The following is a 19,615-nucleotide window of genomic DNA, read 5'->3' as shown; positions in this document are numbered from 1 at the left end:
CATGAGCGAGCAGACCGTGCGTCAGTTTTCGCAGGTGAGCGAAGGGGAGGCCCTTCCGGAGCGCTCGATCCCCGTCACCAGGGCTCACCTCGTGCACTACGCGGGTGCCTCCGGCGACCGCAATGTCATCCACTGGGACGAGCGCACCGCGAAGGCAGTCGGGCTGCCCGATGTCATCGCCCACGGCATGTGGAGCATGGGCGCCGCCGTCCAGGTCGTCACCGACTGGGTCGGCGACGCCGGCCGGGTGATCGACTACGGCACCCGCTTCACCAAGCCGGTCGTCGTCCCCCACGACGGAGGCGCCCAGCTCGAGGTCACGGGCAAGGTCACCAAGACCGACCCCGAGAGCAAGCAGGCGACCGTCGAGCTGACCGTGACCTGCGGCGGCGACAAGGTCCTCGGTCGCTGTCGCGCCGTCGTCCAGCTCGACTGATGGCGACCACCTCGCACGGCGCCTCGCTGGCGCCGCTCACCACCATGCGTGTCGGCGGACCGGCCGACACCCTCGTCACCGCTGAGACCCGTGACGAGATCGTCGACGCCGTGCGTTCCGCGGACTGGGCGGGGACCCCCCTTCTGGTCCTGTCGGGTGGCTCCAACCTGGTCATCGCGGACGAGGGCTTCCGCGGCACCGTAGTGCGCATCGCGACGAAGGGGGTGCGCGTCGAGTCCCAGGACGAGGACCGGGTCATCGTCACGGTCGCGGCCGGCGAGGTCTGGGACGAGGTCGTCGCACGTGCTGTGGCCGAGGGCTGGTCGGGTGTCGAGGCCCTGTCCGGGATCCCCGGGCTGGCCGGAGCGACCCCGGTGCAGAACGTGGGTGCCTACGGGCAGGAGGTCGCGCAGACCATCACCCGGGTGCTCGTCTGGGACCGTCAGGAGCAGCAGCAGGTCAGCTTCGACAACGCGCAGTGCGAGTTCACCTACCGGCACTCGCTCTTCAAGCAGTCGGGACGCCACGTCGTCCTCGAGGTGACCTTCGAGCTGGGGCGCGGTGGGCTGTCCGAGCCCGTGGCCTACGCCGACCTGGCCCGCCAGCTCGGCGTCGAGCAGGGGGAGCAGGTGCCGCTCGCAGCGGCCCGCGAGGCCGTGCTCGTCCAGCGCGGCAACCGCGGCATGGTCCTCGACGAGAGCGACCACGACACGTGGAGCTGTGGTTCCTTCTTCACCAACCCGATCCTCCCCTCGGCACAGATGGACGCCCTCGTGGAGCGGGCCGCCCGGCGACTCGGTCCCGCTGGGCCGGTCCCGCCGATCTTCCCGGCAGGGGAGGGGCAGTCCAAGACGAGCGCCGCCTGGCTCATCGACAAGGCGGGCTTCGGCAAGGGGCACCGGATGCCGGGGCCGGCCGCGTTGTCGACCAAGCACACGCTCGCGGTGACCAACCGTGGCAGCGCCACGGCCGGCGATGTCGCCGCTCTCGCCCGCGAGGTGCGCGACGGGGTGCATGAGGCCTTCGGCGTCACGCTCGTCAACGAGCCGGTCTTCGTCGGCCACGCGCTGTAGCCGCCGGACTCCCTTCACCATGACGAGGGGCCACGGTCGACATCGACCGTGGCCCCTCGTCATCCGTGCGCGTCCGGTCAGCGGACCGCCGCGTAGGCGTCGACGATGCCGTCGCCGTAGTAGGAGTTCTCCTGCGGGGTACCGACGCACTCGGCGCCACGGGTGGTCGTCGAGCACGGGGTGTCCGTGGCCTGGGAGCGCAGCTCACCGGCGATCCTGTCCGGGCCCCACGTCGGGTGCGCGGACTTCATCAGGGCAGCGACCCCAGCGACGTGCGGCGACGCCATCGAGGTGCCGCTCTTGGTCCCGTAGCCGTTGTTCCTGACGACGGTCGACAGGATGGAGCTGCCGGGTGCCGCCACGTCGATCGAGCCGAGGCCACGGTTGGAGAAGTACGACAGAGCGCCCTGACGGTCGATGGAGGACACGGTCAGGACGTCGTCCAGCTCGGTCGGGATGTCCTTGCACGAGCTGTTGATGACGCGATCGGTCTGCACCTCGGCGTCATTGGGGCTGGAGTCGTTGGTCGTCTTGTCCGACAGGTCGTACGCGCTGTTGCCCGCAGCCGCGACGTGCACGGCGCCCTGGTCGGTCGACCACTCGACGGCACGACGCACCGCCTCCAGAGCGGGTGCCTGCTCCGGCTGGTCACCGCACCAGAACTCGAAGGGGTCGACGTAATAGCTGTTGTTGGTGACGTCCATGCCCTTGAGGCCGGCCTCCATGAAGCCGCAGACCGCGTACTCGGGGTAGATGAACCCGTCGTCGTTGACCACCTTGACCGAGGCCATCTTGGCTCCGGGTGCGATGCCGACGATGCCGACGCCGTTGCGTTCGGCGCCGATCGTGCCGGCGACGTGGGTGCCGTGGTCGCTCGTCGTCGGGGCCCACGCGTCCTCGCCGGTCGCGGGTTGGCCGGCATTGGTGCAGCCGACCGAGTTGGCCCGGTCGATCTGGTTGACCAGGTCCGGGTGGTCGGGGTCGATGCCGGAGTCGAGGACGCCGACGGTGACGTCAGGAGAACCGGTCGTGATCGTGTGCGCCTGCGGCACGTTGATCATCTGCATGTCCCACTGCTCGCCCTCGCGCGGGTCGGTCGTGGTCGCGGCCGTGCCCTCGGAGATGTCGCCCTTCTTGGTGACGGACGTCTTCAGCTGGCCCTTGCCCGGTCCCCATGGGGCTTGGACGCTCTCAGGAGTGCCCTCGCTGACTGCGACGGAGCGGGTCGGCCCGACGGACTCGATGGCGTTGTTGGCCTTGGCTGCCACGGCGGTGCGGAAGTCGGCTGCGGTCGAGTGGGCGACGACGACGCCGATCTGCGGCCAGGACTGCACCACGACGCCGCCGGCGGCGGTCACCGCTCTTTCGGCCTTGCGGACCTGACCGGGGTTGGCGGTCGTGGTGTTGATGACATAGCTCGACACCTGGCCCTCGGGGGTCGAGATGGGTACGGGTGTCGAGGTCGGCTCGTCCTGGGTCGCGCCGGTGGCGGACTGGGCGCCGATCACGCCGAGCCCGAGGATCGCGGCGGTGGCCGCGAGACGGGCCGTGCGGGGCCTCATGCGGGTGGTCATGTGCACTCCTTTGTGCCTGTGTGACGTGACGCGGCGGCAGGGAATCCGCGCGCGTTGGGCCCGATGGTGGCAGAAGGATCGCCGCCCCGCAGGATGAACGCCACACAATCTGCGGTCTTGCCGCTCGCACGCCGGATGGGCGGGTCAGGCGGGGGCGGCCAGCCACGCGTCGATGTCCGCCATCGCCGCGTCCACGACGACCTGCGGTGCCCGGCTCGCCCGGAAGGAATCACGTGCCAGCCTCGCGATCTCGGCGTCGTCGAGACCGTGGACCGTGCGTGCCGTCTCGTACTGGTCGAGCAGCCGCGAGTCGAAGAGGAGGGGGTCGTCGGCACCGAGCGCGATGGTCGCGCCTGCCTCGACGAGGGTGCGCAGCGGCACGTCGGGTGCCTCGCGGTAGACGCCGAGGGAGACATTGGACCCGGGGCAGACCTCGAGAGCGACCCCGGCCTCGACGATCGCGTCCAGCACGCGCGGGTCCTCCACACTGCGTACGCCGTGGCCGAGGCGGTCGGGTCGGAGCACCTCGAGCGTCTCGGCGACGGAGTCGGGACCGAGGAGCTCCCCGGAGTGGGGGACGAGTGCCAGCCCGGCTCGCTCCGCGATGCGGAAGGCCTGCGCGAAGTCCGGTGTGAAGCCGCGCCGCTCGTCATTGGACAAACCGAAGCCCAGGACGCCCTCCGGGCCGCGCCCGGCGTGCTGGGCCGCCAACCGGGCGAGCGTGCGGGCCTCGAGCGGGTGGCGGATGCGGCTGGCGGCCATGAGGACGCCAACACGGGCCGAGCCGGTCTCGTCCGCGGTCGCGTTCACCGAGCGCGCCTCGTCGAGCACGATCTCCATCGCGGGCGTGATCCCCCCGACGAAGGGGGCGTACGACGTCGGGTCGACCTGGATCTCCAGCCAGCGCGACCCCTCGGCGCCGTCGTCCAGCGCCGCCTCACGCACGATGCGCCGCATGTCGGCCTCACCGCGCACGCAGTGTCGTGCGGCGTCGTAGAGACGCTGGAAGCGGAACCATCCGCGTTCGTCAGCGGCGGACAGCCGTGGGGGATAGGCGCCGCGAAGGGAGTCCGGCAGCCGCATCCCGTGGCCGAGTGCCATGTCGCGCACGGTCTCGACCCGCATGGACCCCGTGAAGTGCAGGTGCAGGTGCGCCTTGGGCAGTGCCCTCAGGTCCCGGGCCGCGGCGCTCAGGCGGAGTCCCCGTTGTCGTCGTTGCCGATGATGTGGACGGCCGCCTCCTCGGCGGAGGCGGCGCCGCCGTCGACACCCACGTCGCGGCCCCAGGCCTGGTCATCGCGGTCCTCGTGGCTGCCCTCGTCGGGGCTGACGAGCCGCCCTGCGCGGGCGTCGCCGACCTCGCTGTCGCCGATCCAGTCGTCCTCGGCCGCGATGGAGTCGGGGTCGTCGCCGCCGACCCGGTCGGAGCCGCGACGCCCCGGGTCCTCCTCGTCGGTCGCGGGGTCGGGCTGCTCCTGCTTCAGGCGCTCGTCGATCGACTCGTTGACCTGCTGCTCTGCTGCTGTCACGCCATGGGCGTAGGACCCCCGGGCGGAGTCCGGCGGTGAGTACCCGGCGTCGAGCGCGTCCTCCTGCCCGGTCCCGTCCCCCATGAGGCTGTCGCCGGGCTGCAGCTGGTCCTCGTCGTCGAGGCTGTAGCTCGTCAGGTCGGTGTCAAGGTCTTCGCGCTCGGACATGGTCACTCCTTCGTCGGGCTTCCGCCCAGCTTTTCGGCCGCGGCGATCAGGACGCAGGCGGCGACCGTCTCCATGGCCTCGGTGAGCTCGGACATCGGCGGCATGGTCGGCGCCAGCCGGATGTTGGTGTCCTGCGGGTCGTCGCCGTGGGGGAAGGAGGCCCCGGCGGGCGTCAGCGAGAGGCCGGCCTCCTTGGCCAGCGCGACGACGCGCGAGGCGGTGCCGGGCAGGACGTCGAGGTTGACGAAGTAGCCGCCGGTCGGTCGGTTCCACGTCGCGATGCCCAGACCGCCCAGACGCTCGGTGAGCACGCGGTCCACCTCGGCGAACTTGGGGGCGATGATCCCGGCGTGCCGCCGCATGTGGGCCCGCACGCCCTCGGCGTCACCGAAGAACTCCACGTGGCGCAGCTGGTTGACCTTGTCCGGGCCGATCGAGCCCTTGCCGAGGTGCTCCAGGTACCAGGCGACCTGCTCCACGGAGGAGGCCAGGAAGGCCACGCCCGCGCCGGCCCAGGTGATCTTGGAGGTCGAGGCGAACATGATCGCGCGGTGCGGGTGGCCGGCTGCGGAGGCGAGGCTGATGACGTCCGCGCTCTTGGTCTCGTCCTCGGTGAGGTGGTGGACCGCGTAGGCGTTGTCCCAGAAGATCTTGAAGTCGGGGGCGGCGGTCTCCATCGCGGCCAGACGGCTGGCGATCTCCTGGGTGACGACGGAGCCGGTCGGGTTGGCGTAGGTCGGGACGACCCACATGCCCTTGATCGACGGGTCGGAGGCCGCGAGTCGGGCGACCTCCTCGGCGTCGGGGCCCTCGTCGGTCATGGGGACGGTGATCATGGTGATCCCGAGGTCCTCGAGGAGCCCGAAGTGGCGGTCGTAGCCGGGGACGGGGCAGATGAAGGTGACCTTCTCCTCCTTCGCCCACGGGCGAAGGGAGTCGATCGCGCCGAAGAGGAGCAGGTCGACGAGGACGTCACGCATCATCGTCAGCGAGGAGTTGCCGCCCGCGACGATCTGGTCGGGCTCGACCCAGAGCAGCTCGGCGAAGATCTCGCGCAGCTCGGCCAGACCGGACAGGCCGCCGTAGTTGCGCACGTCGGTACCGGCCCGGTCCTTCGTCGCAGAGGGAAGGGAGAGCATCGCGTCGGCGAGGTCGAGCTGGGCCGCGCTCGGCTTGCCGCGCGTGACATCGAGCTTGGTGCCCTTGGCGGCCTGCGCCGCGTGGGCCTCACGTTGGGTCGACGCGAGGGCGTCGAGCTCCTCCGCGCTGAGGTCGGACAGGGGGCGAGCTGCGTTCGTCGAAGTCACGGGCACAGTCTTCCACCTTCGGCTGGTTCGCGGTGTGGGCCCTTCGTGACGTAGTGTTGCTCCTCGGTTGACTTCGACCAGACTCTCCGTCATGCCCGCATGTAGGAGACGAAGGGTGAAGTCGGCCCGGGAAGCCGCCCCGACCAGGGCTTCCCGAAGGGCAGTGGCTCAATTGGTAGAGCACCGGTCTCCAAAACCGGCGGTTGGGGGTTCGAGTCCCTCCTGCCCTGCGTTGCACGACACCCGTTGCGCAGCCAGGTGATCCCGGATGAGAAGAGATGACGTGAGCCAGCTCGGAGCGCAGCCGACCAACGCGCGGCGCGGGCCGAAGGGCGGCAACCCGATCTCTCGCTTCTTCGGGTCGATCGGCCTCTTCATGGCCCAGGTGCTCGACGAGCTCCGCAAGGTCGTCCGACCGACGCGGTCCGAGCTGGTCAACTACACGCTCGTCGTCATCGTCTTCGTGGCCGTGATGATGCTCATCGTCGCTGGCCTGGACGCCGTGTTCACCCGTGGCGTGCTCTGGGTGTTCGGCGGCTGACGCCGCTGTACCAACCGCAGTCCGGGCGCGCACCTGCGCCGTCGTAGTAGTCGAAGTGAGGAATCAGGTCATGTCCGAGCAGGCCCAGACCCCCGAGCCCCAGGAAAATGAGGGCACCTCGAGCGTCGCCGCCGCCGAGCAGGCCGAGTACGCCGCGCAGCCGCCGGCAGACCTCCCTTCTGCCCAGGAGGCCGACGACGCCCGCGCCGCCGACGAGGCCCTCGAGGAGGCGGCTGCCGAGCAGGTCGCTGACGAGGACGCCCCCGAGGCCGACGCAGACGCAGACGTCGAGGCCCAGTCCGACATGGACGAGGACGGCGACATCCTGCCCGAGGACGCCGAGGACCCGGTCAAGGCCTTCAAGGACGACCTGGCCACCAAGTTCGGCGACTGGTACGTCATCCACACCTACGCGGGCTACGAGAACCGCGTGAAGCACAATCTCGAGACCCGTGTCGCGAACCTCGACATGGAGGACTACATCTTCGAGGTGGCCGTCACCATCGACGAGGTCACCGAGATCAAGGCCGGCCAGAAGAAGGTGCGCAAGCAGCCGCGCATGCCCGGGTACGTCCTCGTGCGCATGGACCTGACCGACGAGTCCTGGGGCGCCGTGCGTCACACCCCCGGCGTCACCGGCTTCGTCGGCAACGCCCACGACCCGGTGCCGCTGAGCCTCGACGAGGTCTTCACGATGATCAAGCCCGCCGATCTCGAGAAGCCCGCCGCTGCCACTGCCGGTGGCGCACCCGCCCAGGGCGGTTCGTCCGCTGCCGCGATGGACGTCGACTTCGAGATCGGCGAGTCGGTCACGGTCATGGACGGCCCCTTCGAGACGATGCCCGCCTCGATCTCCGAGATCATCCCGGAGAGCCAGAAGTTGAAGGTCCTCGTCTCCATCTTCGGCCGGGAGACCCCGGTCGAGCTCGGCTTCCACCAGGTCGCCAAGATCTGATGGTCGGTGCCGCCGATCGGCGGCACCTCATGCAACCGGGTCATCGCCCAAGGCGTCGGCCCACCAACAGGAAGTAGGAACACCGCATGCCCCCGAAGAGCAAGAAGGTCTCCGGCTACATCAAGCTCCAGATCCAGGCAGGTGCCGCCACCCCGGCCCCGCCCGTCGGCCCGGCCCTCGGCCAGCACGGCGTCAACATCATGGAGTTCGTCAAGGCGTACAACGACGCCACGGCGGACATGCGCGGCAATGTCGTGCCGGTCGAGATCACGGTCTACGAAGACCGCTCGTTCACCTTCATCACCAAGACCCCGCCGGCCGCTGAGCTCATCAAGAAGGCGGCTGGGGTCAAGAAGGCCTCGGGCGAGCCGCACAAGACCAAGGTCGGCTCGCTGACCAAGGACCAGGTCAAGGAAATCGCCGAGACCAAGATGCCTGACCTCAACGCCCACGACATCGACGCCGCGATGAAGATCATCGCCGGCACCGCTCGTCAGATGGGTATCGAGACGCCGGGCATCTGACCCGACGCACCACCCGTGGGAGGGCCAGCGCTGGCCCCGACCACATCTCCACCACCACCAAGGAGCAGCACATGAAGCGCAGCAAGAGCTACCGCGCCGCGGCAGAGAAGATCGACGCCGACCTGGCCTACGCCCCCCTCGAGGCCATCCGCCTCGCCAAGGACAGCGCCAAGACGTCCTACGACGAGACCGTCGAGGTCGTCTTCCGCCTCGGCATCGACCCCCGCAAGGCCGACCAGATGGTCCGCGGCACGGTCAACCTGCCGCACGGCACGGGCAAGACCGCCCGCGTCCTCGTCTTCGCCAACGGCGACAAGGCCGACGCCGCCCGTGAGGCCGGCGCCGACTACGTGGGTTCGGACGACCTGCTCGAGAAGATCCAGGGCGGGTGGATGGACTTCGACGCCGTCGTCGCCACCCCGGACCTCATGGGCAAGGTCGGTCGTCTCGGCAAGGTCCTCGGCCCCCGCGGCCTCATGCCGAACCCCAAGACCGGCACCGTCACGATGGACACGGCCAAGGCCGTCACGGACATCAAGGGCGGCAAGATCGAGTTCCGCAACGACAAGCACGCCAACCTGCACTTCATCATCGGCAAGGCGAGCTTCGACGAGACCAAGCTGGTCGAGAACTACCAGAGCGCGCTCGAGGAGATCCTTCGCCTCAAGCCCTCCGCCTCCAAGGGCCGCTACATCACCAAGGCCGTGCTGAGCACGACCATGGGCCCGGGCATCCAGCTCGACAGCACGCGCGTCAAGAACCTGCTCGACGAGGCCACCCCGGTGGCCGTCGACTCGGTCACCGGCGCCTGATCTGACGATCACCCAGCACCACGCTGGCTGAGGAGCTTGCGAAGCAAGCGTCTCGAAGCCGAGGGGGCTGCTTCCCGCGAGGGAGGCAGCCCCCTTCGTCGTCCACGATTTGGTCGGTGCGGCGCTGCTGCCGTACGCTGACCAACGACCATTGACCGCCGGTTGTCATCGCTGCTCGCAGAGATGACCCAAGGTTCCGCGAATGCGGGCGACCAGCGCAGGACACTGACACCGACGCCTCCTTCGTGGAGTGCGTCCTGGAGTCCCGTGCCTGCGCGGGGCTCCTTTTTTCGTCTCGGGCCCCGGTGGCACCACATGAGAAGGGAGGCCCGCATGGCGAACGCCGAGAAGGACGCCGTCATTGCCGACATGGCGGACAAGTTCCGCACGTCGACCGCGGCCGTGATCACGGAGTACCGCGGTCTGACCGTGGCGCAGCTCGGAGAGCTGCGAAGCAAGCTCCGTGGCAACGCCACCTACTCCGTGGTGAAGAACACGCTGACCGAACGCGCTGCCAAGGAGGCGGGCGTCGAGTCCGCCTTCGAGGGCCAGCTCGTCGGCCCCAACGCGATCGCCTTCGTCGAGGGCGACCCCGTCGAGGCCGCGAAGGGTCTGCGTGACTTCGCCAAGGACAACCCCCTCCTGGTGATCAAGGGTGGGCTCCTGGACGGGAACCCGCTCACGCCGGAGGACATCGAGAAGCTCGCGAAGCTTGAGTCGCGCGAGGTTCTCCTGGGCAAGCTTGCTGGGGCCATGAAGGCTCAGCTCACCCAGGCCGCATACCTCTTCAACGCGCCGCTGTCGCAGACCGCTCGGGTCGTCGACGCACTGCGCGCGAAGGTCGAGGAGCAGGGCCCGGTCTCGACCGACGCCCCGGAGGACGCAGCCGAGGCCGCGTCCACCACCGAGTCCACCCCCGAGGGTGGCGACGAGGCCTGAGGCAGTCCGCCTCAGACCGCAGTACACACACGCCACTCACGGCACAACGTTTGCAGAAAGGACGCCCATCATGGCGAAGCTCAGCACCGACGAGCTCCTTGAGGCCTTCAAGGAAATGACCCTCATCGAGCTCTCCGAGTTCGTGAAGCAGTTCGAGGAGACCTTCGAGGTCACCGCCGCGGCCCCGGTTGCCGCTGCTGCCCCCGCCGCCGCTGGTGGCGAGGCCGCCGCCGAGGAGGAGCAGGACGAGTTCGACGTCATCCTGACCGCCGCCGGCGACAAGAAGATCCAGGTCATCAAGGAGGTCCGCGCGCTCACGAGCCTCGGTCTCAAGGAGGCCAAGGACCTCGTTGACGGCGCCCCCAAGCCCGTCCTCGAGAAGGTCGACAAGGACGCTGCCGCGAAGGCCAAGGAGGCCCTCGAGGGCGCCGGCGCCTCCGTCGAGCTCAAGTGATCCTCGCCCGTCTCTGACGGGCACTGATCTGCCGAAGGGCGGGTCGCACCTCACGGTGCGACCCGCCCTTCGTCGTCGTGCCGCTCCCGTCAGAGCAGCGGACGCCAGGGGGAGAGGATGCCCTCGGAGACGCGAGCGGCCAGCGGACGCCGAGTCCACTCGTCGAGCGTCAGCTCGGTGCAGTTGCCGGAGTCGAGGTCGAAGATCTCCTCCATGCGCCGTGCGACGGCGGCGTCCAGGATCTCCATGTTGACCTCGTAGTTGCCCGCGAGGCTCAGCCGGTCGATGTTGGCCGTGCCGATCGTCGACCAGATGCCGTCGATCGTGGCGGTCTTGGCGTGCACCATGGCGTTCTCGAAGCGCAGCAGCCGCACGCCCCCCTTCAGCAGGCGCTCGTAGGTCACCCGGCTGAGCCAGTCGGCCACGATGTGGTTGCTGAAGTGGGGGACGATCAGGCGTACGTCGACCCCGCGCTGGGCGGCCTGCACGAGGCTGCGGACGAAGGCGTCGTCGGGGATCAGGTAGGCCGTCGTGAGCCAGACGCGCGTGTCGGCCCGGTCGATCGCCTCCAGGTACATGTTGCGGATCGGGTAGACCATGTCGGCCGGCAGGTTGCGGTGCACCCGCATCTCGCGGCTCCAGGTGCGCCGAGCCGGCTGGGGGAGGGCTGGCCGGCCGCCGTAGTGGTTCCAGTAGTCGACGAAGGTGTTCTCCAGCTCGACCACCATGTCGCCGCTGTAGCGCGCGTGGGTGTCTCGCCAGCGGTTGGCGTAGTCCTGGCCGATGTTGTAGCCACCGAGGTAGGCCGCCGTCTGGTCGACGACGAGCAGCTTGCGGTGGTTGCGGCCCCAGTGGCTCGGGAAGAGGAACTTCGCGCCGCCGGTGACGAGAGGATGGCGCTTGACGTGGATGCCCGTCGGGAGGCCCGCGTAGAAGTCCTTGGGGACGACGAGGTTGGCGAAGGTGTCGAAGACGATGTAGACCTCGACACCGCGCTCGTGGGCATCGATCAGGGCCTGACGGAAGCGGCGTCCGACGGCATCGCCCTTCCAGATGTAGGTCTCGAAGTAGACCCGATCGGTTGCCGCCCGGATGTCCGCGAGCATGTCCTCGAAGAGGTGCTCGCCGAAGGTGTAGATGCGCACGTCGCCCCCGTCGACCGGCACGGGCTCGCCATGACGGTGGGGGAACTCCTGGTCGGGGCGGTCCTTGCGTCGCACGCTGTCGAAGACGAGCAGTCCTGCGACAGTGGCCAGCTGGGTGGTCAGGGCGCCGACTGCAACCCGACGCACCACGCGACGGGCGTCGCGGCGACGACGACGGCGGCGGACGGCGCGGATCTCCATGGCCACACCCTAGGGCGAGACGAAGGGAGGTCCCATCGGGTGGGGTGAGGTTGCGACCCGCCGAGCAGGGGCCTTGACGTCGCCGCTCTCGTGATCCATTCTCATGGCGTCGAATGATCCGGCGCCGTCACCGTCTGTGGCAAGAGCGCCGTTGACCACCCGTCGCGCCGCTGGCCCGACCGGGTTGGACACTCGTGCGTGTCTGCGACTATGCTGTCGCTTTGCGCTGCCTTAGTCCTGCCGTGACTCCGTCTGAACGCTCGAATCCCCTCAGTGCCGAGGTGTGTTGAGTACCTGACGGAGTTCGACCGGGAGCCCCGCAGCGCCGCCCGACCCTCAAGGCCCGTGGAAGGATCCATCCTTGGCTGCCTCGCGCACCGCTTCCCCGATGTCCACCGCACGGACGGCTTCAGGCCGTCTGTCCTTCGCGAAGATCCGCGAGCCTCTGGAGGTCCCCGACCTCCTGGCCTTGCAGACCGAGAGCTTTGACTGGCTCCTCGGAAACGAGAAGTGGCAGGAGCGCGTTGCCGCTGCTCTGGATGCCGGTCGACGTGACGTCCCCGAGCGTCCTGGACTGGAGGAGATCTTCGAGGAGATCTCCCCGATCGAGGACTTCTCCGGCTCGATGAGCCTCTCCTTCAGGGAGAGCCGCTTCGAAGAGCCCAAGTACACCGTCGACGAGTGCAAGGAGCGGGACCAGACCTACTCCGCACCCCTGTTCGTCACGGCCGAGTTCATGAACGCCGAGACCGGCGAGATCAAGAGCCAGACGGTCTTCATGGGCGACTTCCCGCTCATGACCCCGCGGGGCACCTTCATCATCAACGGCACCGAGCGCGTCGTCGTCTCGCAGCTCGTCCGCAGCCCGGGCGTCTACTTCGAGCGCAGCGCCGACAAGACGTCCGACAAGGACATCTACTCGACCAAGATCATCCCGAGCCGGGGTGCCTGGCTCGAGTTCGAGGTCGACAAGCGCGACCTCGTCGGCGTGCGCGTCGACCGCAAGCGCAAGCAGTCGGTCACCGTGCTGCTCAAGGCCCTGGGCATGACCACCGCCGAGATCCTCGAGGAGTTCGGCGAGTTCGACTCGATGCGCGCCACCCTCGAGAAGGACACGGTCGAAGAGCAGGACGCCGCGCTGCTCGACATCTACCGCAAGCTGCGCCCCGGCGAGCCGCCGACCCGTGAGGCCGCGCAGAACCTGCTCGACAACCTCTACTTCAACCCCAAGCGCTATGACCTGGCCAAGGTTGGTCGTTACAAGATCAACCGCAAGCTGGGTCTCGAGGCCGAGCTCAGCTCGTCCGTGCTCACGCTCGAGGACATCGTCGCGACCCTGAAGTACCTGGTCGCGCTGCACGCGGACCAGCGCACCCTGCCGGGTGTGCGTGACGGTGAGCCCTTCGAGGTGCCGGTCGAGACCGACGACATCGACCACTTCGGCAACCGCCGGGTGCGCAATGTCGGCGAGCTCATCCAGAACCAGGTTCGTACGGGTCTCTCCCGCATGGAGCGGGTCGTCCGCGAGCGGATGACCACCCAGGACGTCGAGGCCATCACGCCGCAGACCCTGATCAACATCCGGCCGGTCGTCGCCTCCATCAAGGAGTTCTTCGGGACCAGCCAGCTGTCGCAGTTCATGGACCAGAACAACCCCCTGTCCGGGCTGACGCACAAGCGTCGCCTCAACGCGCTGGGCCCGGGTGGTATCTCCCGTGACCGCGCGCAGATGGAGGTCCGTGACGTCCACCCGTCGCACTACGGCCGCATGTGCCCGATCGAGACCCCTGAGGGTCCCAACATCGGTCTGATCGGCTCGCTCGCGTCCTACGGGCGGATCAACCCCTTCGGCTTCATCGAGACCCCGTACCGCAAGGTCGTGGACGGTCGCGTCACTGACGACATCGACTACATCTCCGCGGACGAGGAGGACAAGGTCGTGGTCGCCCAGGCCAACGCCGTCCTGCTCGACGACGGCAACTTCGCCGAGGAGCGCGTCCTCGCCCGCACCAAGGGTGGCGAGGTCGACCAGATCCCCGCCGAGGACGTCGACTACATGGACGTCTCGCCGCGCCAGATGGTCTCGGCCGCGACTGCGATGATCCCCTTCCTCGAGCACGACGATGCCAACCGTGCGCTCATGGGCGCCAACATGCAGCGTCAGGCCGTCCCGTTGGTCCAGGCCGAGGCTCCCTACGTGGGCACCGGCATGGAGTACCGCGCCGCGCTCGACTCGGGTGACGTGGTCCGTGCCGAGAAGGCCGGCGTCGTCACCGAGGTCTCTGCTGAGCTCGTCACCGTCACCCAGGACGAGGGCGGCAGCAAGACCTACAAGATGATGAAGTTCAGCCGGTCCAACCAGGGCAACAGCTACAACCAGCGCGTCATGGTCTCCGAGGGACAGCGCGTCGAGGTCGGTCAGCTCATCGCCGATGGTCCCGCCACCGATGGTGGCGAGATGGCGCTGGGTCGCAACCTGCTCGTCGCGTTCATGCCCTGGGAGGGCTACAACTACGAGGACGCGATCATCCTCAGCCAGCGTCTGGTGCAGGACGACGTCCTCTCCTCGATCCACATCGAGGAGCACGAGGTCGACGCCCGCGACACCAAGCTCGGCCCGGAGGAGATCACCCGGGACATCCCCAATGTCTCCGAGGAGGTCCTCGCCGACCTCGACGAGCGCGGGATCATCCGCATCGGCGCCGAGGTCCGCGACGGCGACCTGCTCGTCGGCAAGGTCACGCCCAAGGGTGAGACCGAGCTGACCCCGGAGGAGCGCCTCCTGCGCGCCATCTTCGGTGAGAAGGCCCGCGAGGTCCGCGACACGTCGATGAAGGTGCCTCACGGCGAGACCGGGACCGTCATCGCGGTCAAGGTCTTCGACAAGGACGAGGGCGATGAGCTGCCCCCGGGCGTCAACCAGCTCGTCCGCGTCTACGTGGCCAACAAGCGCAAGATCACCGACGGTGACAAGCTTGCCGGCCGCCACGGCAACAAGGGCGTCATCTCCAAGATCCTCCCGGTCGAGGACATGCCCTTCATGGAGGACGGCACGCCGGTCGACGTCATCCTCAACCCGCTCGGTGTCCCCGGTCGAATGAACATCGGCCAGATCATGGAGCTGCACCTGGGCTGGGCCGCCAGCCGCGGGTGGAAGATCGACGGCAACCCTGACTGGGCGAAGATGATCCCGCAGGATGCGCGTGAGGCTCCGGCCGACACCCGTGTCGCCAGCCCCGTCTTCGACGGTGCCGACGAGCACGAGATCGCGGGTCTGCTCGACTCGACGACGCCCACGCGTGACGGCGTTCGCCTGATCGACCGCTCCGGCAAGGCCAACCTGTTCGACGGCCGCACCGGTGACCCGTACCCGGCCCCGGTGTCCGTCGGGTACATGTACATCCTGAAGCTGCACCACCTCGTGGACGACAAGATCCACGCGCGCAGCACCGGGCCGTACTCGATGATCACCCAGCAGCCGCTCGGTGGTAAGGCCCAGTTCGGTGGTCAGCGCTTCGGCGAGATGGAGGTGTGGGCCCTCGAGGCCTACGGCGCCTCCTACGCGCTCCAGGAGCTCCTGACGATCAAGTCCGACGACGTGACCGGTCGCGTCAAGGTCTACGAGGCCATCGTCAAGGGCGAGAACATCCCGGAGCCCGGGATCCCGGAGTCCTTCAAGGTGCTCATCAAGGAGATGCAGTCCCTCTGCCTCAACGTGGAGGTCCTCAACTCCGAGGGCGGCACCATCGAGATGCGCGACAGCGAAGACGATGTCTTCCGCGCTGCGGAAGAGCTCGGCATCGACCTGTCCCGGCGCGAGCCGAGCAGCGTCGAGGAGGTCTAACGGTCCGGGGTCCCCGCGGACACTGCTTCGCGGGACCCCGGTCCGCTCCTCCCCATAGTCCGTGCTGGTGGCACATCGCCACTGCACGGACAACAGAACTTATCGAGTCATCCTCGAGAACGAGAGAAGGAAGCACATCGTGCTGGACGTCAACTTCTTCGACGAGTTGCGCATCGGCCTGGCCTCCGCGGAAGACATCCGCAACTGGAGCCACGGCGAGGTAAAGAAGCCTGAGACCATCAACTACCGCACCCTGAAGCCCGAGAAGGAGGGCCTCTTCTGCGAGCGGATCTTCGGCCCCACCCGGGACTGGGAGTGCTCCTGCGGCAAGTACAAGCGTGTCCGCTTCAAGGGCATCATCTGCGAGCGCTGCGGCGTCGAGGTCACCCGCGCCGGCGTTCGCCGTGAGCGCATGGGGCACATCGAGCTGGCTGCGCCCGTCACCCACATCTGGTACTTCAAGGGCGTGCCGTCTCGCCTGGGGTACCTGCTCGACCTGGCGCCGAAGGACCTCGAGAAGGTCATCTACTTCGCCGCCTACATGATCACCAGCGTCGACGTGGACCAGCGTCACACCGACTTGCCCTCGCTCGAGGCCCAGATCGACGCGGAGAAGAAGGAGCTCGAGAACCGCCGCGACGCGGACGTCGAGACCCGCGCGCAGAAGCTAGAGAAGGACATCGCCGAGCTCGAGGCCGAGGGCGCCAAGTCCGACGCCAAGCGCAAGGTCCGCGACTCCGCCGAGCGCGAGATGAACCAGATCCGCAAGCGGGCCGACCAGCAGGTCGAGCGCCTCTCGCAGGTCTGGGACCGCTTCAAGAACCTCAAGGTCCAGGACCTCGAGGGCGACGAGGTCCTCTACCGCGAGATGCGTGACCGCTTCGGTCTGTACTTCGAGGGTGGCATGGGTGCCGCGGCGATCCAGAAGCGTCTGGAGACCTTCGACCTGCAGGCGGAGTCGGAGAAGCTGCGCGAGATCATCGCGACCGGCAAGGGGCAGAAGAAGACCCGTGCGCTCAAGCGCCTCAAGGTCGTCACCGCCTTCCTCACCACCGACAACAAGCCCGCGGGCATGGTCCTGGACGCCGTCCCGGTCATCCCGCCGGACCTGCGCCCGATGGTCCAGCTGGACGGTGGCCGCTTCGCGACCTCCGACCTCAACGACCTGTACCGCCGCGTCATCAACCGCAACAACCGCCTCAAGCGACTGCTTGACCTCGGCGCCCCCGAGATCATCGTCAACAACGAGAAGCGGATGCTGCAGGAGGCCGTCGACAACCTCTTCGACAACGGTCGTCGTGGTCGTGCGGTCACCGGACCGGGCAACCGTCCGCTGAAGTCGCTCTCCGACATGCTCAAGGGCAAGCAGGGACGCTTCCGTCAGAACCTCCTCGGCAAGCGCGTCGACTACTCCGGCCGTTCGGTCATCGTCGTCGGCCCGCAGCTGAAGCTGCACCAGTGTGGTCTGCCCAAGGCCATGGCGCTCGAGCTCTTCAAGCCCTTCGTCATGAAGCGGCTCGTCGACCTCGACCACGCGCAGAACATCAAGTCGGCCAAGCGCATGGTCGAGCGTCACCGGTCCGTGGTGTGGGACGTCCTCGAAGAGGTCATCACCGAGCACCCGGTCCTGCTCAACCGTGCGCCCACGCTGCACCGTCTGGGCATCCAGGCCTTCGAGCCGCAGCTCATCGAGGGCAAGGCCATCCAGATCCACCCGCTCGTGTGCACCGCGTTCAACGCGGACTTCGACGGTGACCAGATGGCCGTGCACCTGCCGCTCAGCGCGGAGGCGCAGGCCGAGGCCCGGATCCTGATGCTCTCGAGCAACAACATCCTCAAGCCGGCCGACGGTCGTCCCGTCACCATGCCGACCCAGGACATGATCATCGGCCTCTTCCACCTCACCTCCGAGGTGGCTCTCGAGACCGAGCACACGCGCGCCTTCTCCTCGACGTCCGAGGCCCGCATGGCCTACGACGCCGGCGAGATCAAGATCGGCACGCCGATCCGGGTCCGCCTGGAGGACGTCGTCCCGCCCGCAGGTCAGCTGCCCGAGGGCGCCGAGACGGACGAGCAGGGTCGGATCAAGACCTGGACTGCCGAGACGACCCTGGGTCGTGCGGTGTTCAACGGCACGCTGCCGGAGGACTACCCCTTCGTCAACGAAGAGGTCGACCGCAAGCGTCTGTCGACGATCGTCAACGACCTCGCCGAGCGCTACACCAAGGTGCAGGTCGCCGCTTCCCTGGACGCCCTGAAGGAGGCCGGTTTCCACTGGGCCTCCCGCTCGGGCACCACGGTCGCGCTCTCCGACGTCGTGACCCCGCCCCGCAAGCCGGAGATCCTCGCGGTCTACGAGGAGAAGGCGACCAAGGTCCAGAAGCAGTACGAGCGCGGTCTGATCACCGACGACGAGCGTCGTCAGGAGCAGATCGAGATCTGGACCCAGGCCACCAACGAGGTCTCCGCAGAGATGCAGGAGAACTTCCCGAAGGACAACCCCATCTACCGGATGGTCAGCTCGGGTGCTCGTGGTAACTGGTTCCAGCTGCGCCAGATCGCCGGTATGCGTGGCCTCATGGCCAACCCGAAGGGCGAGATCATCCCTCGCCCGATCCGCACGAACTTCCGTGAGGGTCTGTCCGTCGTCGAGTTCTTCATCTCGACGCACGGTGCGCGCAAGGGACTGGCCGACACCGCCCTTCGTACCGCCGACTCCGGCTACCTGACGCGTCGTCTCGTCGACGTCTCCCAGGACGTCATCGTCCGCGAGGACGACTGCGGGACCGAGCGTGGTCTGACCATGCCCATCGCGCAGCACGACGAGCTGACCGGCACCCGCCGCCTCCACGACGAGGTCGAGTTCACCGTCTACGGCCGCTGCGTCGCCGCTGCTGTGGAGCACGAGGGCACCGTCCTGGCCGAGGCCAGGTCCGACCTCGGTGACGTCGTCATCGACCGGCTGTACCAGGCCGGCGTCGACGAGGTGAAGATCCGCTCGGTGCTCACCTGTGAGTCCAAGGTCGGCACCTGCGCCAAGTGCTACGGGCGCAGCCTGGCCACCGGTCAGCTCGTCGACATCGGCGAGGCCGTGGGCATCATCGCGGCCCAGTCGATCGGTGAGCCCGGTACCCAGCTGACGATGCGTACCTTCCACACCGGTGGTGTGGCCGGTGACGACATCACGCAGGGTCTGCCGCGTGTCGTCGAGCTCTTCGAGGCGCGTACCCCCAAGGGCGTCGCCCCGATCGCCGAGGCCGACGGCCGCGTCACGATCGAGGAGACCGACAAGGGTCGTCGCCTGCTGCTCGTCGCCGACCGCGACGGCGAGGAGCACGCCTACCCCGTGAGCAAGCGTTCGCGCCTGCTCATCGAGGACGGCGAGCGCGTCACCGTCGGTACCCAGCTGACCCAGGGCGCCATCGACCCCAAGCAGGTCCTGCGCATCCTCGGCCCGCGTCACGCCCAGAAGCACCTCGTCGACGAGGTGCAGAAGGTCTACCGCCAGCAGGGTGTGTCGATCCACGACAAGCACATCGAGATCATCGTGCGGCAGATGCTGCGCCGGATCACGATCCTCGAGGCAGGAGACACCGGTCTGCTGCCGGGCATGCTCGCCGAGCGCGCCCGCTTCGAGATCGAGAACCGCCGCGTCGTGTCCGAGGGCGGTCGCCCGGCTTCGGGTCGTCCGGAGCTCATGGGTATCACCAAGGCCTCGCTGGCCACGGACTCCTGGCTCTCCGCCGCCTCCTTCCAGGAGACGACTCGCGTCCTCACCGAGGCCGCGATGGAGGGTCGTTCGGACCCGCTGCTGGGTCTGAAGGAGAACGTCATCCTCGGAAAGCTCATCCCCGCCGGTACGGGCCTGCCCCGGTACAACAACGTGGATGTCGAGCCCACCGAGGAGGCCAAGGCGGCGATGTACTCGCTGCCCAACTACGACGAGTACGCGTACCCGGTCTTCGGTCCGGGGTCCGGTGAGGCCATCCGCCTCGACGACCTCGACCTGGACGTCTGAGCCGACTCCTCCACGAGCGAAGGGGGGTGCCACCGCGACTGCGGTGGCACCCCCCTTCGTCATGTGGTGACATCCCGAGGGTGGGGCCAACGGGA

The 19,615-nt window shown here is 68.1% G+C and carries 15 protein-coding genes and 1 tRNA gene; 11 read left to right on the top strand and 5 right to left on the bottom strand.

What is annotated here, in order from left to right; translation table 11 throughout:
• Position 1: 1 nt before the first annotated feature.
• Positions 2–436: a MaoC/PaaZ C-terminal domain-containing protein gene (locus tag ASG73_RS14375; RefSeq protein ID WP_055996684.1), complete on the top strand. Its 435-nt coding sequence runs from the start codon at positions 2–4 to the stop codon at positions 434–436.
• On the top strand, positions 436–1,509 hold the full coding sequence (locus tag ASG73_RS14370) for a UDP-N-acetylmuramate dehydrogenase (protein ID WP_055996681.1): 1,074 nt from the start codon (positions 436–438) through the stop codon (positions 1,507–1,509). The genes ASG73_RS14375 and ASG73_RS14370 overlap by 1 nt, the downstream gene beginning before the upstream one ends.
• A gap of 77 nt (positions 1,510–1,586) precedes the next feature.
• On the opposite strand, the gene ASG73_RS14365 is transcribed toward ASG73_RS14370, so the two are convergent.
• From ASG73_RS14365 to ASG73_RS14350, 4 genes are all read right to left on the bottom strand, one after another.
• Complete coding sequence (locus ASG73_RS14365; protein WP_235499467.1) at positions 1,587–3,083, bottom strand: S8 family peptidase; 1,497 nt, start codon at positions 3,081–3,083, stop codon at positions 1,587–1,589.
• Positions 3,084–3,227: 144 nt separating this feature from the next.
• Positions 3,228–4,277: an adenosine deaminase gene (locus tag ASG73_RS14360; protein ID WP_055996678.1), complete on the bottom strand. Its 1,050-nt coding sequence runs from the start codon at positions 4,275–4,277 to the stop codon at positions 3,228–3,230.
• On the bottom strand, positions 4,274–4,780 hold the full coding sequence (locus ASG73_RS14355) for a DUF5709 domain-containing protein (RefSeq protein WP_055996675.1): 507 nt from the start codon (positions 4,778–4,780) through the stop codon (positions 4,274–4,276). The genes ASG73_RS14360 and ASG73_RS14355 overlap by 4 nt, the downstream gene beginning before the upstream one ends.
• 2 nt (positions 4,781–4,782) lie before the next feature.
• Complete coding sequence (locus ASG73_RS14350) at positions 4,783–6,087, bottom strand: aminotransferase class I/II-fold pyridoxal phosphate-dependent enzyme (protein WP_055996672.1); 1,305 nt, start codon at positions 6,085–6,087, stop codon at positions 4,783–4,785.
• A gap of 157 nt (positions 6,088–6,244) precedes the next feature.
• Between ASG73_RS14350 and ASG73_RS14345 the strand changes: the two genes are divergently transcribed.
• The 7 genes from ASG73_RS14345 to rplL all read left to right on the top strand — a co-directional run bounded on the left by ASG73_RS14345 (position 6,245) and on the right by rplL (position 10,312).
• Positions 6,245–6,317, top strand: a tRNA-Trp gene (locus tag ASG73_RS14345).
• A gap of 53 nt (positions 6,318–6,370) precedes the next feature.
• Entirely contained in the window at positions 6,371–6,628 is a 258-nt protein-coding gene (gene secE, locus ASG73_RS14340) for a preprotein translocase subunit SecE (RefSeq protein WP_082567270.1), read from the top strand.
• 70 nt (positions 6,629–6,698) lie between these two features.
• Positions 6,699–7,583 carry a transcription termination/antitermination protein NusG gene (gene nusG, locus ASG73_RS14335; RefSeq protein ID WP_055996666.1) on the top strand — a complete coding sequence of 295 codons (885 nt, stop codon included), beginning with the start codon at positions 6,699–6,701 and terminating at the stop codon, positions 7,581–7,583.
• 86 nt (positions 7,584–7,669) lie between these two features.
• Positions 7,670–8,107, top strand: coding sequence for a 50S ribosomal protein L11 (rplK, locus tag ASG73_RS14330; RefSeq protein ID WP_055996663.1), 438 nt, complete (start codon positions 7,670–7,672; stop codon positions 8,105–8,107).
• A gap of 71 nt (positions 8,108–8,178) precedes the next feature.
• Positions 8,179–8,919 (top strand): 50S ribosomal protein L1, encoded by a 741-nt coding sequence (gene rplA / locus ASG73_RS14325; RefSeq protein WP_055996660.1) that lies wholly within the window; start codon positions 8,179–8,181, stop codon positions 8,917–8,919.
• 333 nt (positions 8,920–9,252) lie between these two features.
• Positions 9,253–9,858, top strand: a complete 606-nt coding sequence (rplJ, locus tag ASG73_RS14320) for a 50S ribosomal protein L10 (protein WP_055996657.1) — start codon at positions 9,253–9,255, stop codon at positions 9,856–9,858.
• Between the two features lie 70 nt (positions 9,859–9,928).
• Positions 9,929–10,312 (top strand): 50S ribosomal protein L7/L12, encoded by a 384-nt coding sequence (rplL, locus tag ASG73_RS14315; RefSeq protein ID WP_055996654.1) that lies wholly within the window; start codon positions 9,929–9,931, stop codon positions 10,310–10,312.
• Positions 10,313–10,401: 89 nt separating this feature from the next.
• Here rplL and ASG73_RS14310 read toward each other — a convergent pair whose 3' ends face one another.
• On the bottom strand, positions 10,402–11,658 hold the full coding sequence (locus tag ASG73_RS14310) for a phospholipase D-like domain-containing protein (RefSeq protein WP_055996651.1): 1,257 nt from the start codon (positions 11,656–11,658) through the stop codon (positions 10,402–10,404).
• Positions 11,659–12,019: 361 nt separating this feature from the next.
• On the opposite strand from ASG73_RS14310, the gene rpoB reads away from it, so the two are divergent.
• A complete protein-coding gene (rpoB, locus tag ASG73_RS14305; protein WP_055996648.1) occupies positions 12,020–15,502 on the top strand; it encodes a DNA-directed RNA polymerase subunit beta in 3,483 nt (1,160 codons plus the stop codon).
• A gap of 139 nt (positions 15,503–15,641) precedes the next feature.
• Positions 15,642–19,520 (top strand): DNA-directed RNA polymerase subunit beta', encoded by a 3,879-nt coding sequence (locus tag ASG73_RS14300; RefSeq protein ID WP_055996645.1) that lies wholly within the window; start codon positions 15,642–15,644, stop codon positions 19,518–19,520.
• Positions 19,521–19,615 lie beyond the last annotated feature (95 nt).

Origin of the sequence: Janibacter sp. Soil728 (genome assembly GCF_001428305.1) — a bacterium.
Lineage (GTDB): Bacteria > Actinomycetota > Actinomycetes > Actinomycetales > Dermatophilaceae > Janibacter.
Note: the sequence above shows the minus strand (reverse complement) of the source record. Positions and strands in the feature narration are given on the sequence as shown.

Bases quoted from the DNA above. Each gene is read 5' to 3' on its own strand.
- ASG73_RS14375 (WP_055996684.1), top strand. From the start codon at position 2: ATGAGCGAGCAGACCGTGCGTCAGTTTTCGCAGGTGAGCGAAGGGGAG.
- ASG73_RS14370 (WP_055996681.1), top strand. From the start codon at position 436: ATGGCGACCACCTCGCACGGCGCCTCGCTGGCGCCGCTCACCACCATG.
- ASG73_RS14365 (WP_235499467.1), bottom strand. From the start codon at position 3,083: ATGACCACCCGCATGAGGCCCCGCACGGCCCGTCTCGCGGCCACCGCC.
- ASG73_RS14355 (WP_055996675.1), bottom strand. From the start codon at position 4,780: ATGTCCGAGCGCGAAGACCTTGACACCGACCTGACGAGCTACAGCCTC.
- nusG (WP_055996666.1), top strand. From the start codon at position 6,699: ATGTCCGAGCAGGCCCAGACCCCCGAGCCCCAGGAAAATGAGGGCACC.
- rplK (WP_055996663.1), top strand. From the start codon at position 7,670: ATGCCCCCGAAGAGCAAGAAGGTCTCCGGCTACATCAAGCTCCAGATC.
- rplA (WP_055996660.1), top strand. From the start codon at position 8,179: ATGAAGCGCAGCAAGAGCTACCGCGCCGCGGCAGAGAAGATCGACGCC.
- rplJ (WP_055996657.1), top strand. From the start codon at position 9,253: ATGGCGAACGCCGAGAAGGACGCCGTCATTGCCGACATGGCGGACAAG.
- rplL (WP_055996654.1), top strand. From the start codon at position 9,929: ATGGCGAAGCTCAGCACCGACGAGCTCCTTGAGGCCTTCAAGGAAATG.
- ASG73_RS14310 (WP_055996651.1), bottom strand. From the start codon at position 11,658: ATGGAGATCCGCGCCGTCCGCCGCCGTCGTCGTCGCCGCGACGCCCGT.